Source organism: Paenibacillus sp. FSL R7-0179 (assembly GCF_038002265.1).
Lineage (GTDB): Bacteria > Bacillota > Bacilli > Paenibacillales > Paenibacillaceae > Paenibacillus_AQ.
In genome coordinates this window covers 3271437-3284484 of sequence record NZ_JBBOCC010000002.1, presented here as the reverse complement: position 1 = coordinate 3284484, position 13048 = coordinate 3271437, and the positions used below count along the sequence as shown (strand labels likewise).

General features: G+C 53.6%; 11 protein-coding genes. 7 read left to right on the top strand and 4 right to left on the bottom strand.

The window, feature by feature from the left end:
* Positions 1-656: 656 nt before the first annotated feature.
* The 3 genes from MKX63_RS30640 to MKX63_RS30630 all read right to left on the bottom strand — a co-directional run bounded on the left by MKX63_RS30640 (position 657) and on the right by MKX63_RS30630 (position 3947).
* A complete protein-coding gene (locus tag MKX63_RS30640) occupies positions 657-1763 on the bottom strand; it encodes a glycoside hydrolase family 88 protein (RefSeq protein ID WP_341022529.1) in 1107 nt (368 codons plus the stop codon).
* A gap of 118 nt (positions 1764-1881) precedes the next feature.
* Entirely contained in the window at positions 1882-2742 is an 861-nt protein-coding gene (locus MKX63_RS30635) for an AraC family transcriptional regulator (protein ID WP_341022527.1), read from the bottom strand.
* Between the two features lie 98 nt (positions 2743-2840).
* Positions 2841-3947, bottom strand: a complete 1107-nt coding sequence (locus MKX63_RS30630) for a GerAB/ArcD/ProY family transporter (RefSeq protein ID WP_341022525.1) — start codon at positions 3945-3947, stop codon at positions 2841-2843.
* Between the two features lie 181 nt (positions 3948-4128).
* On the opposite strand from MKX63_RS30630, the gene MKX63_RS30625 reads away from it, so the two are divergent.
* The 7 genes from MKX63_RS30625 to MKX63_RS30595 all read left to right on the top strand — a co-directional run bounded on the left by MKX63_RS30625 (position 4129) and on the right by MKX63_RS30595 (position 11918).
* Positions 4129-5637: a spore germination protein gene (locus tag MKX63_RS30625; RefSeq protein WP_341022521.1), complete on the top strand. Its 1509-nt coding sequence runs from the start codon at positions 4129-4131 to the stop codon at positions 5635-5637.
* 1 nt (position 5638) lies between these two features.
* On the top strand, positions 5639-6856 hold the full coding sequence (locus MKX63_RS30620) for a Ger(x)C family spore germination protein (protein ID WP_341022519.1): 1218 nt from the start codon (positions 5639-5641) through the stop codon (positions 6854-6856).
* A gap of 5 nt (positions 6857-6861) precedes the next feature.
* Positions 6862-7092, top strand: a complete 231-nt coding sequence (locus tag MKX63_RS30615) for a hypothetical protein (RefSeq protein WP_341022518.1) — start codon at positions 6862-6864, stop codon at positions 7090-7092.
* 174 nt (positions 7093-7266) lie between these two features.
* Positions 7267-8805, top strand: coding sequence for a glucose-6-phosphate dehydrogenase (gene zwf / locus MKX63_RS30610; RefSeq protein WP_341022516.1), 1539 nt, complete (start codon positions 7267-7269; stop codon positions 8803-8805).
* Positions 8806-8880: 75 nt separating this feature from the next.
* Positions 8881-9774: a phosphogluconate dehydrogenase (NAD(+)-dependent, decarboxylating) gene (gene gnd, locus MKX63_RS30605; protein ID WP_341022514.1), complete on the top strand. Its 894-nt coding sequence runs from the start codon at positions 8881-8883 to the stop codon at positions 9772-9774.
* A gap of 556 nt (positions 9775-10330) precedes the next feature.
* Positions 10331-10525: a hypothetical protein gene (locus MKX63_RS30600; RefSeq protein ID WP_341022512.1), complete on the top strand. Its 195-nt coding sequence runs from the start codon at positions 10331-10333 to the stop codon at positions 10523-10525.
* Positions 10526-10646: 121 nt separating this feature from the next.
* Positions 10647-11918, top strand: a complete 1272-nt coding sequence (locus MKX63_RS30595) for an L-cysteine desulfidase family protein (RefSeq protein ID WP_341022511.1) — start codon at positions 10647-10649, stop codon at positions 11916-11918.
* Positions 11919-11948: 30 nt separating this feature from the next.
* Here the strand turns inward: MKX63_RS30595 and MKX63_RS30590 are convergent, their stop codons facing one another.
* Positions 11949-12995, bottom strand: coding sequence for an ankyrin repeat domain-containing protein (locus MKX63_RS30590; RefSeq protein ID WP_341022509.1), 1047 nt, complete (start codon positions 12993-12995; stop codon positions 11949-11951).
* Between the last annotated feature and the right edge of the window lie 53 nt (positions 12996-13048).

The window sequence follows — 13048 nt, the reverse complement described above, 5'->3', positions numbered from 1 at the left end:
CACTTGAAGAAAACAGGAGTAGGAGAAATGAAGTTGAAGCGTAACAATATCGGGAGAAGGAAAGAAAGAATCGAAATTTATCTATGTGAATAAAACAACTGTGCCCACACGCCTGCGCAGTGCCGAATGTAATCGGTTTTCCGATTACATTCAGCCCACACGCCTGCGCAGCACCGAATGTAATCGGTTTTCCGATTACATCGGGCCCACATGCCTGCGCAACGCCAAATGTAATCGGTTTTCCGATTACATCGGGCCCACACGCCTACGCAGCGCCAAATGTAATCGGTTTTCCGATTACATCGGGCCCACATGCCTGCGCAGCACCGAATGTAATCGGTTTTCCGATTACATCGGGCCCACACGCCTGCGCAACGCCAAATGTAATCGGTTTTCCGATTACATCGGGCCCACACGCCTGCGCAGCACCGAATGTAATCGGTTTTCCGATTACACTCAGCCCACACGCCTGCGCAACGCCAAATGTAATCGGTTTTCCGATTACATCGGGCCCACACGCCTGCGCAACGCCAAATGTAATCGGTTTTCCGATTACATCGGGCCCACACGCCTGCGCAGCGCCAAATGTAATCGGTTTTCCGATTACATTCGGCTCGCGCGTCCAAGCAAGCTCTCTGTGCCTGCTGCCAGCCAGACTAGAACACCCGGTGCTTCCAGCCGTTCAGCTTTGCTACAGCTTCAACGTAGAAGTAGTCGCCGTAGATCAGCGACACATCCATGTGGGAGTCGCCGCTGACTGCGCCGTGCAGCAGGATGGCTTCATGCCCTGGTTGCTCCCAGGTAGCGTAGCTCTCGGTCAACGAACGCAGAATGCGCTCTGAGGCATCCGCATACACGCGTTTCTCGCCCGGCGGTACAAGCTCTGCCAGCTCCAGCAGGCCAGAGGCGGCGATCGCTGCGGCCGAGCTGTCTCTGGCCATGCGCTTGTCATCTGCCAGCCGGAAGTCCCAGTGCGGCACGTGATCTTCCGGGAGAGCTGCAATGAAGTAATGGGCGATGCGCTTGGCGGTATTCAAGAAGCGCACTTCTCCGGTGTGGCGGTAGGTGTTCGTGAAGCCGTACAGCCCCCAGGCTGAACCCCGGCTCCAGCAGGATTCAGACGAATATCCCTGTCCGCCGAAGTTCTCCAGATAAGCGCCGGTCGCGGCATCGAAGGAGAGAATATGTCTCGTGGACCCGTCCTCGCGCACGCCATACGTCATGGCGGTCTCGGCATGGCTGATTGCAATATGATGGTAGCGCGGATCACCGGTCACCCGGCTGGCCCAGAACAGCAGCGAGATGTTCATCATGCAGTCGATGATCACCCAGCCGTGCTTGTCCCCGTTCCAGGCGCGGATGAACCGGCCCGCAGGATTATAACGAGCAGCCAGATAGTTCGCCGCTTCAAGCCCCCGGCGCAAGCCCTCTGCATCACCGGTCAGCGTATGCTTGATCACGGCAGTAGCCAGGAACTGAAAGCCGACGTCGTGATGCAGCTCCTCGGTCGGCTTCGCGAACCATTGTCCAATCGTTTTGTCAAAGTCCCATGCAGTGTTCTTATATAGCTCCTTGCCCGTCATATCCTGCATGACCCAGAGCATTCCCGGCCAGAAGCCGGAGGTCCACCAGTCCGTAGCAGGGTTGTCGAACCGGCCGTCTTCTCCGGCCATATGCGGGCTTCTTCCGCCTAGCTGCTCTATCATCTTGGATACCTTCGTATCCAGCTTGTTCATTACTTCCTGCCAATAAGCTGTTGTCATCGCTGAGGCCTCCACATGAATTCGTTTATGGTCTCAGTATAACGCCTCTGACGAACCGGAAGTTGTCATTTGATATCACGAAATGTTGTTTTATTGTCCTATTCCTCGCAAGCGGATCTCAGGTTCCCTTACGGTATTGCAGCGGAGAAAGGCCAAGCACCCGCTTGAACAGCTGGTTGAAGTAGGAGGGATTCGGGAATCCGACAGCGCTGCCGATCCGCTCCACCGTCAGGTCCGTGGTCTCCAGCAGCCGGCAGGCCTGCTTCAGCCGGCGGGCTGTAAGATAATCCACGAGCCGTCCGCCGGTCTCCAGATGAAAAATCCGCGACACGTAAGATTTCGACAGATGGGTCTCTGCGGCCAGCTGCTCCAGACTGATCTCCTCGTGGTAATGGGCTTCAATCCAGTTCATGATCTGCTCCGAATAGCGAAGCTGCCGCTTGTCTCCGGTGTGGATCAGCGACTGTTCTCCAGTTCCCAGACAGCTGAGGAGCTGCAGCAGGAGCATGGAGATATCCTCAGTCTCTTCCCCGGTGCTTTTGCTCCGGCACTGGTTATAGTTCGCGAAGATCCATTCCATGGTCTCTATGCGGTCACTGAGATCGAAGCCGCAAGAGGGATTATTGCCCTGCCAGAGCGCAGAGAAGACAGCCCTGCGTTTGGGGAAGCCTTGGAGCAGCTGCTCGGCAGTATGCGGATCGAGATAGAAGATCGTGCGTACGAACGGACGCTCCGGAGAGACCTCCGAATAGGTCCGGTGCAGCTGATAGGGCTGGAAAAAGAACAGCATCCCCGGACGAATATCATACATCTGCTGGTTGACCACAATACTGCCTTGACCCCGGTGCACGAACATGATTTCACAGCACTGGTGCCAATGGTAATACCCTTTATAATGGTCGCCGGTATAGATCCGGTAGTCCCAGATCAGCGACTGCCGGTTATCGAACAGCACAGGCTCGAACAACTGTTTCATCATGCTGCAGTTCATCCCCTACAATGACAAAATAGAAACATTTCATTGCTTCCTATTATAGGGGACCTGCCGGGAGAACGCTACAGTAACAGCTCCTTCTTTTATCTTTGTGAGGCAGGGTTACGTTTTCTAACCTTATAGACGATAAGGATCGTCATTGGGAGAACGAAGGAGACTGTGAGGTTCCAATCGACCCAATATGCCGGAATTTCTTTTACATAGAAAACAATATCATTGGAGCTGAGCTGTGAGAGTCCATAGATTAGGAAGGCAACCGGGAAGATCAGCGGACGGTGGCTTTTCAGCTTGAACATTTGTGCAGTGCCCAGGACAAAGGCATAGAAATACAGCGCTGTTTTGAAATAAGTGGTAATAATCCAGGCGGTCGCCATCAGAGCCTCCAGCCGTTGCAGAAAGTTGGCAATATTGATTTTTTGGGCCAGGATATAGGCGGCATAGAAATTATGCTCCGAGAAATAGACGCCCAGCACGGTCAGGGAGAGGAACAGTATCAGATTCAGCGCTACGGCTCCTGCGAAGAGTGCAATGAAGATGTTGCGGTTAATCTTACTGCTCTTGCGGGTGAAGGGGTAAATCATCAAGAACACGCACAGTTCCCCGAACGGGTAAAAGACCCCAAACATGATGGAATGCAGCATTCCTGGCAGAGGCGTGGTCATGATCGGGTACAGCCGGTCTATTTGAACCTGCGGAAATAAGAGTACCACCAGCGAGACGAGAAACAGAGTGAACAGCGGAAAGAACACCTGCGCCGCTCTGCCGACTGCTTCCAGCCCCAGACGCAGCCCGTACACCAGGATCACCAAGCTCATGAACCGGATGACTCCGCCGGGCGTCCCTTCATAGATTTGAGTCGTCAGGAAATCCTCCATTTCCCGGGCATACGTCGAGGAGGCAAGGATGAAGAAATTCAGATAAAATATGCCCACGGCAATGCCAGCCCATTTCCCCAGCACCTGCTGACTGATTTCAATAATGGTCCGGTCTGGACTGATGTTGGCTACAGTGATTAGCAGGTAGATAAGGGCCATGCCGAGCGGTAAGCTTATCAATGCGGCGATCCAGGCATCCTGGTGGGCTTCTGTTGTCATGGTGGTCGGATAGACCAGGGCCATGTCCCCGATGAAGGTGAACAGACCGAGTATGACCATCTGCGCGGTGCTGATCCGTTCCTTTTCGATGCCCATTCCTAAGCGGCCTCCCTTCTGTTCCAAGAGTCATAAATCTGGCTTACTGCAATCTTCTTAGTATGACAGCTCCTTCCAAAAAATATGTGTTATATGCCTTATATTAGCTTCGGAATAATTAACTAGCCCTCCAACCAAACTATCATGGTACCGAATTGTTCAGGAGAAGAGGGTAGAGCGCATGAAGGATGAAGCGAACGGCAAATTATCTGCACGCCTGGAGGTCAACGCGGAACAACTGTCACAGCTGCTCGGCCAGAGCACAGATCTGGTCAGTAAAAGGCTGCAGCTGGGAGAGCATACGGAGCTTGTTGTTTTCTATATAGATGGTCTGATCGACAATCAACTGCTGCATAATTCCATTCTGTATTCGCTTCAGGAAGGACGGATCTGTGATCTGCTGAAGGAGGAGAATCCTGAGCAGAAAATAGAGATTCTCAGCAAGCGCGTATTGTTGGCCGGCGACATTACCATCGTTCGGGACTACAGTCCTTTCATTCATGACCTGCTGTCCGGCAACGTAATGATTATGGTGGAGGGCTCGGCGGCGGCGCTGCGGATCGGCCTGCCCGGCTGGGAGGACCGCAACGTCAGTGAACCCAGTTCACAGTCGGTGGTGCGCGGCCCTATGGAGGGCTTCACCGAGAATCTGCGGACGAACACGGCTCTGATCCGCCGCAAAATCAAAGATAGCCAGCTTTGGCTGGAAACGTTGCAGATCGGCCGCGTGACGCAAACCAGTGTCTCTATCATGTATTTGAAGCATATTGCCAATCCCGATCTGGTCGCTGAGGTCAAGCGCCGCTTGAATGCTATCGATACCGACAGTATTCTGGAGAGCGGGTATATTGAGGAGTTCATTCAGGATACAGCGGTTACGCCGTTTCCCACTATTTATAACAGTGACCGCCCCGATACCATTGCCGGAGGGATTCTGGAGGGGAGAGTCGCCATTCTTGTGGACGGGACCCCGTTTGTACTGCTGGCACCGACGGTGTTTGTCTCCTTCTTTCAGTCAGCGGAGGATTATTATCAGCGGGCGGATATCTCCACGCTTCTGCGTGGAATCCGTTTTTTAGCCTTTTTCCTGACGATGTTTGCGCCTGCCTTCTATGTGGCGGTTACCACCTACCATCAGGAGATGATTCCGACCAATCTGGTCATCAGTCTGGCCGCCCAGCGGGAGACAGTGCCGTTTCCGGCTTTCATTGAAGCGGTGATTATGGAGCTGACCTATGAGATTCTGCGGGAGGCAGGCGTGCGGATACCCAAGAATGTCGGCCAGGCGGTCTCCATTGTCGGTACGCTGGTCATCGGGCAAGCGGCGGTTGCCGCCGGGTTCATCTCTTCGGCCATGGTCATCATTGTGTCGATTACAGCAATCTCCAGCTTTGTCATCCCGGAAGCAGGAATGGCGGTGGCGGCGAGAATTATGCGGTTTGTGATGATCGGCCTGGCTGGATTCATGGGACTGTTCGGAATTCTATGCGGCGTGTTCATGCTGGTGCTGCATCTCGTCAGCCTGCGCTCGTTCGGCGTTCCCTATCTGAGTCCGATCGGTCCCTATATTCAGGAAGATCTTAAGGATTCGATCTTCAGGCTGACCTGGCCGATGCTGCGGACCAGACCCAAGCAGAACCGCACCCAGAACCTTAGGCGGCAGGCTCCGCACAAGCGTGGGGGGTCTTAATATGAGGAAGCGGATGGCGAAGGCGCTGGCTGCCTGTATCCCGTTATTGCTGCTTCCCATGCTGCTCAGCGGGTGCTGGGAGCGCAAGGAGCTGAATGAGCTGGCTTTTGTGCTGGGGTTGGGTCTGGACAAGGCGGAGGACGGCTACAAGGTCTCCATGCAGGTAGTTATTCCTTCCTCCATCACCTCACAGAGCGCGGGAGGTTCAGGGGGAAGCGGTGTACCGGTCGTGCTCTATAGCTTCAAGGTCAAAACGATCTATGAATCACTCCGCAAGTTCAACCTGTTCGCCCCCCGTTCTCCTTATATGGGGCATATCCGTGTGCTTGTTGTCGGTGAAGAGCTGGCCCGTGACGGCCTTGCCGAGACGCTGGATGTAATGAAAAGAAGCCGGGAGCCGCGTATGGATTTCTATGTTATGGTGGCGCGAAAGACGACTGCTGAGAAAGTGCTTAAGGTGCTAACTCCACTGGACCGGCTGCCGGCGAACAAGCTGTTCAATTCACTGGACAAATCCTACCAAATCTCTTCCAAGACGGTTGCGGTTACGCTGGACGATTTCATCGAGGATCTGCTCTATGAAGGAAGGAACCCCGTTCTAACCGGCGTTGAGTTGGATGGAGACCCGGAGGCAGGCGGTGAGAAGGCCAATGTGGAACGGACGGATCCGAATGCAAGGCTTAATTATAAAAGCGTAGCGATCTTCCGAAAGGACAAGCTGATCGGCTGGATGGATGATTCTGTTACCGTGGGTTACAACTATGTGATTGATAATGTCACCAAGAACACGGGATATTTCAAAGACAAGAATGGAAGCTTGGTCGTGATGGAGGCGCTGACAACTACTACCAAACGAAAGGTGAAGATCATTGACGGCAAGCCGCATATTTTTCTGAGTGTGGAAGCCTTATGCAACGTGGAGGAGATCGAGGGGCCGGACAAGATTGATACCGAGGGCAAAATTCATGAGCTGGAGCTGAAGACGCAGGAGCGGATTGTAGAGCGGATGGAAGGGGCGGTAAAGAATATTACCGAGAACTATAATGTGGATAGCTTTGGATTCGGCCAATCCGTCTACCGAAAGAGTCCCAAAGCCTGGTACGAGCTGCAGGAACAGGAGAATTATCTTGCAAACCTTCCTATTCACTACAAAGCCACTGTAACCATTAACCGGATCGGTACGATTGATAATTCTTTTGTTGATGAAATCAAGGAGTGAACACAATGCTGATGATGTTTGTTTTTCTTCTCATCGCTGCGGGCTGTATGCTGATTGATCTCCCTAACCTGAAGGGAAGGCAGAAGCGGCGGGACCGCTGGGTGTACTTCATCCTCTGGATCGGCGGGTTCGCTGCTGCGGGCTGTACTATTCTGAAAATTCAGGTTCCCAGCCCCTTGCTGTTTCTGGTTGTAATCTACAAGCCGTTCAATGATCTCGTAGCCTCATGGTTCTGAGTAACGCAGCAGGTCTTCTAAATAGAAGGCCTGCTATTTGGCATGTTTGGTTAATTATCGTAAATGTCGAATTGAGATTGACGAATTGATTTTATAGTCGTATGATGTGTTATAAAGTTCCTGAGTAATAATAAGTAACTATATAATAAAATGATAACAACGGGAGGAATGAAAGTGGAATCATCTACATTTGTACTTTTTGGCGCAACCGGGGACTTGGCGAAGCGGAAAATCTTCCCCGCTCTATACAACCTGTTCACTGATGGCAAGCTTTCGGGTCCTCTCTCAGTCATTGGGCTGGGCAGAAGGGAGCTCACTAACGAGACGTTCCGGCGTCAGGTGCTGGATTCGCTGCGTACCTTCTCACGCCGTCCGGTAGAGGATACAGCGGTGCTGCAGAATTTCCTGCGGGCTTTTGAATATAGTGTGCTGGACGTCGGACGTCCTGAGGATTATGTGAAGCTGCTTGGGCATGTACAGCGCCGGGAGGAAGACCTGGGGCTTCCGCAGAACCGGATGTTCTATCTGTCGGTCGGTCCCGAATTTTTCGGGGAGATTGCGGCGGGCATCCATGCCAGCGGCCTTGGGGATACCAAGGGCTGGAAACGTCTGATTATCGAGAAGCCGTTCGGACGGGATTTGCAGTCGGCACGGGTGCTGAATGAGAGCTTGAGCGCAGCTTTTGCAGAGGAGGAAATCTTCCGTATTGACCACTTCCTGGGCAAGCCAATGGTACAGAACCTGGAGGTGCTGAAATACTCTAACCCTGTGCTGCGGGCCTTGTGGCAGAACCGGTATATCGCGAATGTCCAGATTACCGCCAGTGAGACGGTGGGGGTGGAAGAGCGTGCGGGTTACTATGATAAGGCTGGCGCGCTGCGCGACATGTTCCAGAACCATATGCTCCAATTGCTCATGATGATGGCGATGCAGCTTCCGAAGGGCAGCACACCAGAGGACGTCCGCAGCAAAAAGCGGCATGTCATCCGTTCCGTCCGCCCCCTGCTCACTGAAGAGCTAGTGCAGCATGTAGTGCGAGGCCAGTATGCAGCGGGGGAGATGCGCGGACAGCAAGTGCCTGCATATACCGCTGAACCGGGAATCGCAGCCGCTTCACAGAATGAGACGTATATTGCTGCACGCTTGTGGATCAATGATCCGCTATGGAACGATGTGCCATTCTACATTCGTACAGGGAAGCGCATGAAGGAGAAATCCACGCGGATTGTTATAGAATTCAAAGAGCCGTTTAATGATGTGCATAACAAGAACCGTAACAAGCTGCCGCTTGACCCTAATCTGCTGGTGATTGATATTGGTCCGAATGAGGGCCTCTCCCTGACTCTGAATACCAAGAATCCGCTTCAGCACGGGCAGCTTGAGCCGGTTAGCATTAAGCATGAGCCGGGCAATCCCGATGTGCCGGAGGCTTATGAGAATCTGATCTATGATGCGATGCTCGGCGATGCCACTTTCTTCGCTCATTGGGAGGAAGTAGAGTTGTCCTGGCAATGGGTTCAGCCTATAATCGAAGCAACAGCAGAAGGCAGCCTGCCGCTGCACCTGTATCCTGCCGGCTCTAACGGCCCGGCGGCGGCAGAACACCTCCTTGGCGAGTTCCACTGGTGGCTGGATGAACCGGAGAATACAGAGCCTGCACGCGTTCACCGGACAACAGGGGCAGAGCCGGAAGTCATCCGGCCGGGAGCATAAGCGGCAGTAGGCGGTAATAACACCAAGCGGACAGAGTTAGCTTAGATATGACTACACTATTCGGAGGGATTTCTAATGAAAGTCGGCTTAATCGGACTTGGCAAAATGGGCTTCAATCTCGGCCAGAACCTGCTGGAGCATGCCCATGAGGTGGTAGCGTATGATGTGAATCCTGCTGCGGTGCAGGAACTGGCCGAACGCGGCGCGTCCGGGACAGCCAGCCTGGAGGAGCTTACGGGCAAGCTGGATGCCCCGCGCGTTCTCTGGATCATGGTTCCCCACACTTTTGTAGATTCGGTAATTGCTGAACTGGCGCCGCTATTATCCAAGGGAGATATTATCATTGAAGCCGGAAACTCTCATTATAAAGAGTCAATCCGCCGTCATGAGGAGCTCGGTGTCCATGGAATTCACTTCCTGGATGCGGGAACCTCCGGCGGAATGGAAGGCGCACGGAGTGGGGCCTGCTACATGGTCGGGGGCGATGAGGAAGCGTGGGCAGTCGTTGAACCGCTGTTCCATGACACTGCGGTAGAGAACGGATATCTGTACGCCGGCAAATCCGGGAGCGGACATTTCCTCAAGATGGTGCACAACGGGATCGAATACGGGATGATGGCTGCGATCGGCGAGGGCTTCGAGGTGCTGGAGAAAAGTGGATATGACTTTGACTTCGAGCAGGTGGCCCGCGTCTGGAACAATGGCTCGGTGGTCCGCTCCTGGCTGATGGAGCTGATCGAGCGCGCCTTCTCCAAGGATGCCAAGCTGGAGGACATCAAGGGCGTCATGCATTCCTCCGGCGAGGGACGCTGGACCCTGGAGACAGCCTTCGACCTCCAGGCAGCGACTCCGGTCATCGCCATGGCTCTGCTCATGCGCTACCGGTCGCTTGAGACCGACACCTTCACCGGCAAAGTCGTCGCCGCCTTGCGTAACGAATTCGGCGGCCATGCGGTGGAGTCGAAGTAAGCAGCAGCAATTAACTGAAGCATTGATATTAGGGGGGGGCTGTCCCGTAGCCATGCAATGGCTGAATGGGCAGCCTCTTCTTTTTTGGCTTTGGCCGGAAGCCGGGCCGTACGTTGGCCGTACGGGAAGTGAAAGGGATACATCCCCTTGAATCAAGTGTACTTATACACTACATTTGCTCATTTTTACTCACTTTTTGGAATTCAAGTGTACTTATACACTATATTTGCTCGTTTTGCTCACTTTTGGTGAATTCAAGTGTATTTATACACTACATTAGCTCTTTTGGGCTGCATTCAGTAAATTCAGAGTCAGTTGGTCCATGCTAAAATTGAGCGTTACTAAATTCGTATCATTGAGATTAATATTTTGTATTTTATAGAATGTTATGTATTTCGCCTCCAGTTTAAACAGCGGAGCGTTCATCTAAGTGCTCACGTTGATCTCACTCCTCAATAAAGATCTGCCCCAAACCAAAAGAGCAGTACTTTTCATCAGACAACCCGCCAGAAGCATATAAGTACAGAAGCATGAAAATAGACGGGGGAGATGGCAGGTGTCCCGTAATCAGGAATTCAGAGTCTATCTCATCACGAAGCGGGATATCCTGCGGTTTATTGTGGTCGAGGTGATTGTTGGCAGTATGACGTATTCGCTGGCCTGGAGCTTGTTTCATAATACAATACTGGCGGGGGCAGGGGGCTGGGCCTGTACGGAAGGGCTGAAGCGGCTGGTGAAGCTGGACGGGTGATGGGTAATAACGGGGATTCCCCGGATCGTCTATCTGATGTACTATATATAGAAACAGATATAGACACAGATCGACAGACAGAGGGAATGGTGATGCACAGATGGTTAACCTACTGGAAGTATTGCACAAAGAAATTATGCCGGCAGAAGGCTGCACCGAACCGATAGCGGTAGCTTATGCCGTCTCGTTGGCCGCTGAACTGGTGGAAGAGGAGATTACAGCGATTCAGCTGCTGCTCAGCGGCAATATCATCAAGAATGCGATGGGCGTAGGGATTCCCGGTACAGGCCAGACGGGCTTGCCGATAGCGGCGGCCTTGGGTGCGGTGGTGCGCCGTTCGGAGCGGAAGCTGGAGATTCTGTCCGGGCTGACCCCGGAGGAGCTGGCAAGTGCAGAGGGACTGCTGGAGCGGAAGCTGCTGGAGGTTGAGCTCAAGGATACGCCGGAGAAGCTATATATAGAAGCGAGAGTACACAGCAAGAACCATACCGCCACAGCGATCCTGGTAAAAGAGCACACGAATGTGCAGTATCTTGCGAAGGATGGCCGGCGGCTTGAGCCGAAGCTGGACAAGGCCGACTGCGGCGACCCGCTTAGCCTGGACCCTGAGGTATACTCGGTCTCCCTCGAGGATATCTATGCCTTCGTTCAGAATACACCGTTCGAGGATCTTCGCTTCCTGCTGGAGGGAGCGGTGATGAATAAGGCGATCTCGGAGGAAGGGCTGCGCGGGGAGTATGGCCTCCAGGTGGGCCGGAAAATGAGCCAGCAATCCGCCCTCAATCTGTTCGGCGCGGATGTGGCGAACCGGATCATCGCTGCAACGGCAGCAGCATCCGATGCACGGATGGACGGGAGTGCTATGCCGGTAATGACTACGGCGGGCAGCGGCAATCAGGGGATTGCCTGCACTATGCCGGTCATTGCCCTGGCCGAGCTCCTCGGCAAGGATGAGGAGACTCTGGCCAGAGCGATGGCGCTCAGCAATCTGATTACCATTCATGTGAAGCATTACATTGGCCGTCTGTCCCCGCTCTGCGGCTCAGGCATTGCCGGCGGAGTAGGGGCGGGCAGCGGCATTGTCTATCTGATGGGCGGGACGCTGGCGCAGATCAAGCACTCCATCCAGAACACGATTGCCTCTACTTCAGGCATGATCTGCGACGGTGCCAAGCCAACCTGTGCACTCAAAATCTCCACGGCCACCAACGCGGCTATTCAATCCGCTACCCTCGCCATGAACAATATCTCCGCGAGTCTGAATGACGGTGTCATTTTCGAGAAGGTAGAGGATACGATCAAGAATATGGAGACCCTGGTTCAGGAGGGGCTTGCCGCCACAGACCAGGCCATTCTGAATATCATGCTCTCCAAGGGAGCTGCTTCTTCATAGGGATCAGGATAAGTACCGGATGTTCAGCGTTTAGCGTTTGTAATCTGGTTGCGGCAAGGAAACAGGCTGTGGATTGGCCAGTACCCAATTCACGGCCAATTCGCATAATCTGGCCGGTTCGTCATTGCCGTTGCCATGGCGCAGGTAACCGGCTAATTCCGCAGCTTCCTTCAGTTGCGCAGGGTCCAGAGGCGTGCCTGAGGCGAAGTGCAGAAGCAGCGCACTGAGCATTTTACGGAAATCCGCATCCCAGTTGCCGCCGCCGTTATTCATGATTTCATAAGAGATCCGCCCGGTGATGCGAATGACCTCCCCCTGTACGGTAAGCGCGGGTCCTGAGCCGGGGATGAGCGCCTCCCACAGCTCCTGATGCTGATCCTGCCACCTTGTGCTCTTAACCCCGATCTTAGAAACGCCGTCATGCATCACCCGCGCGGCTACAGGCTCCACACCGAACAGCTTGTCCAGGGCCGCTACGGTATCATCCAGGTAGTCTTTATTGAAATTAGCTCTGCTGAATTCAAAATTCTTGCCGATCTTCGTCACGGATTCCCTCATCTCCGGTGTGACTTCTGCCCCGGCCGCAAGCATCATCTGCGCGATCTCAGCCATGCCGGTGATATCGGCATTCCGGCAGTTGATCAAGGCCTTCCCCAGCGGAGTATTCCCGCGCTTGCTCACAGCATGGATGTTGGCGCCGTGAGCGATAAGATCACGGATCGCCCCAGTCCGGTAGTAGTTGGCAGCAGCGTGCAGCGGGGTCTCGTCCTGATAATCCAGGGCTTCCAGCTCAGCGCCAAGTGCAAGGAACAGCGGAATATTACCCGACCAGTGTCCGGCCTGCGAATGCAGCGGAGTACGCTTATATTTATCCCTGGCGTTGATGTCAGCACCCTGCTCCACCAGCCAGTGGACCAGCTCATCCGGAATTTGCCGGATGCTGAGCGCGGGTTCTTTGTAGTATCCCGAGGTTGCGTTCCAGTCACATTTCTCAAACACAGCCTTTAGCAGATCAATATCCCCTGTTTTCATCAGCTCGCCGAAGTCGGCAGGTAAGGTTTTTCTCTTTTTGCCCATTTGCTTAATTCTCCTCCCTAAGATGAATCTCCCATGATAGATCGTCCATGACC

Coding starts and splice junctions, on each gene's coding strand:
- MKX63_RS30640 (WP_341022529.1), bottom strand. CDS start 1,763: ATGACAACAGCTTATTGGCAGGAAGTAATGAACAAGCTGGATACGAAG.
- MKX63_RS30635 (WP_341022527.1), bottom strand. CDS start 2,742: ATGATGAAACAGTTGTTCGAGCCTGTGCTGTTCGATAACCGGCAGTCG.
- MKX63_RS30630 (WP_341022525.1), bottom strand. CDS start 3,947: ATGGGCATCGAAAAGGAACGGATCAGCACCGCGCAGATGGTCATACTC.
- MKX63_RS30625 (WP_341022521.1), top strand. CDS start 4,129: ATGAAGGATGAAGCGAACGGCAAATTATCTGCACGCCTGGAGGTCAAC.
- MKX63_RS30620 (WP_341022519.1), top strand. CDS start 5,639: ATGAGGAAGCGGATGGCGAAGGCGCTGGCTGCCTGTATCCCGTTATTG.
- MKX63_RS30615 (WP_341022518.1), top strand. CDS start 6,862: ATGCTGATGATGTTTGTTTTTCTTCTCATCGCTGCGGGCTGTATGCTG.
- gnd (WP_341022514.1), top strand. CDS start 8,881: ATGAAAGTCGGCTTAATCGGACTTGGCAAAATGGGCTTCAATCTCGGC.
- MKX63_RS30590 (WP_341022509.1), bottom strand. CDS start 12,995: ATGGGCAAAAAGAGAAAAACCTTACCTGCCGACTTCGGCGAGCTGATG.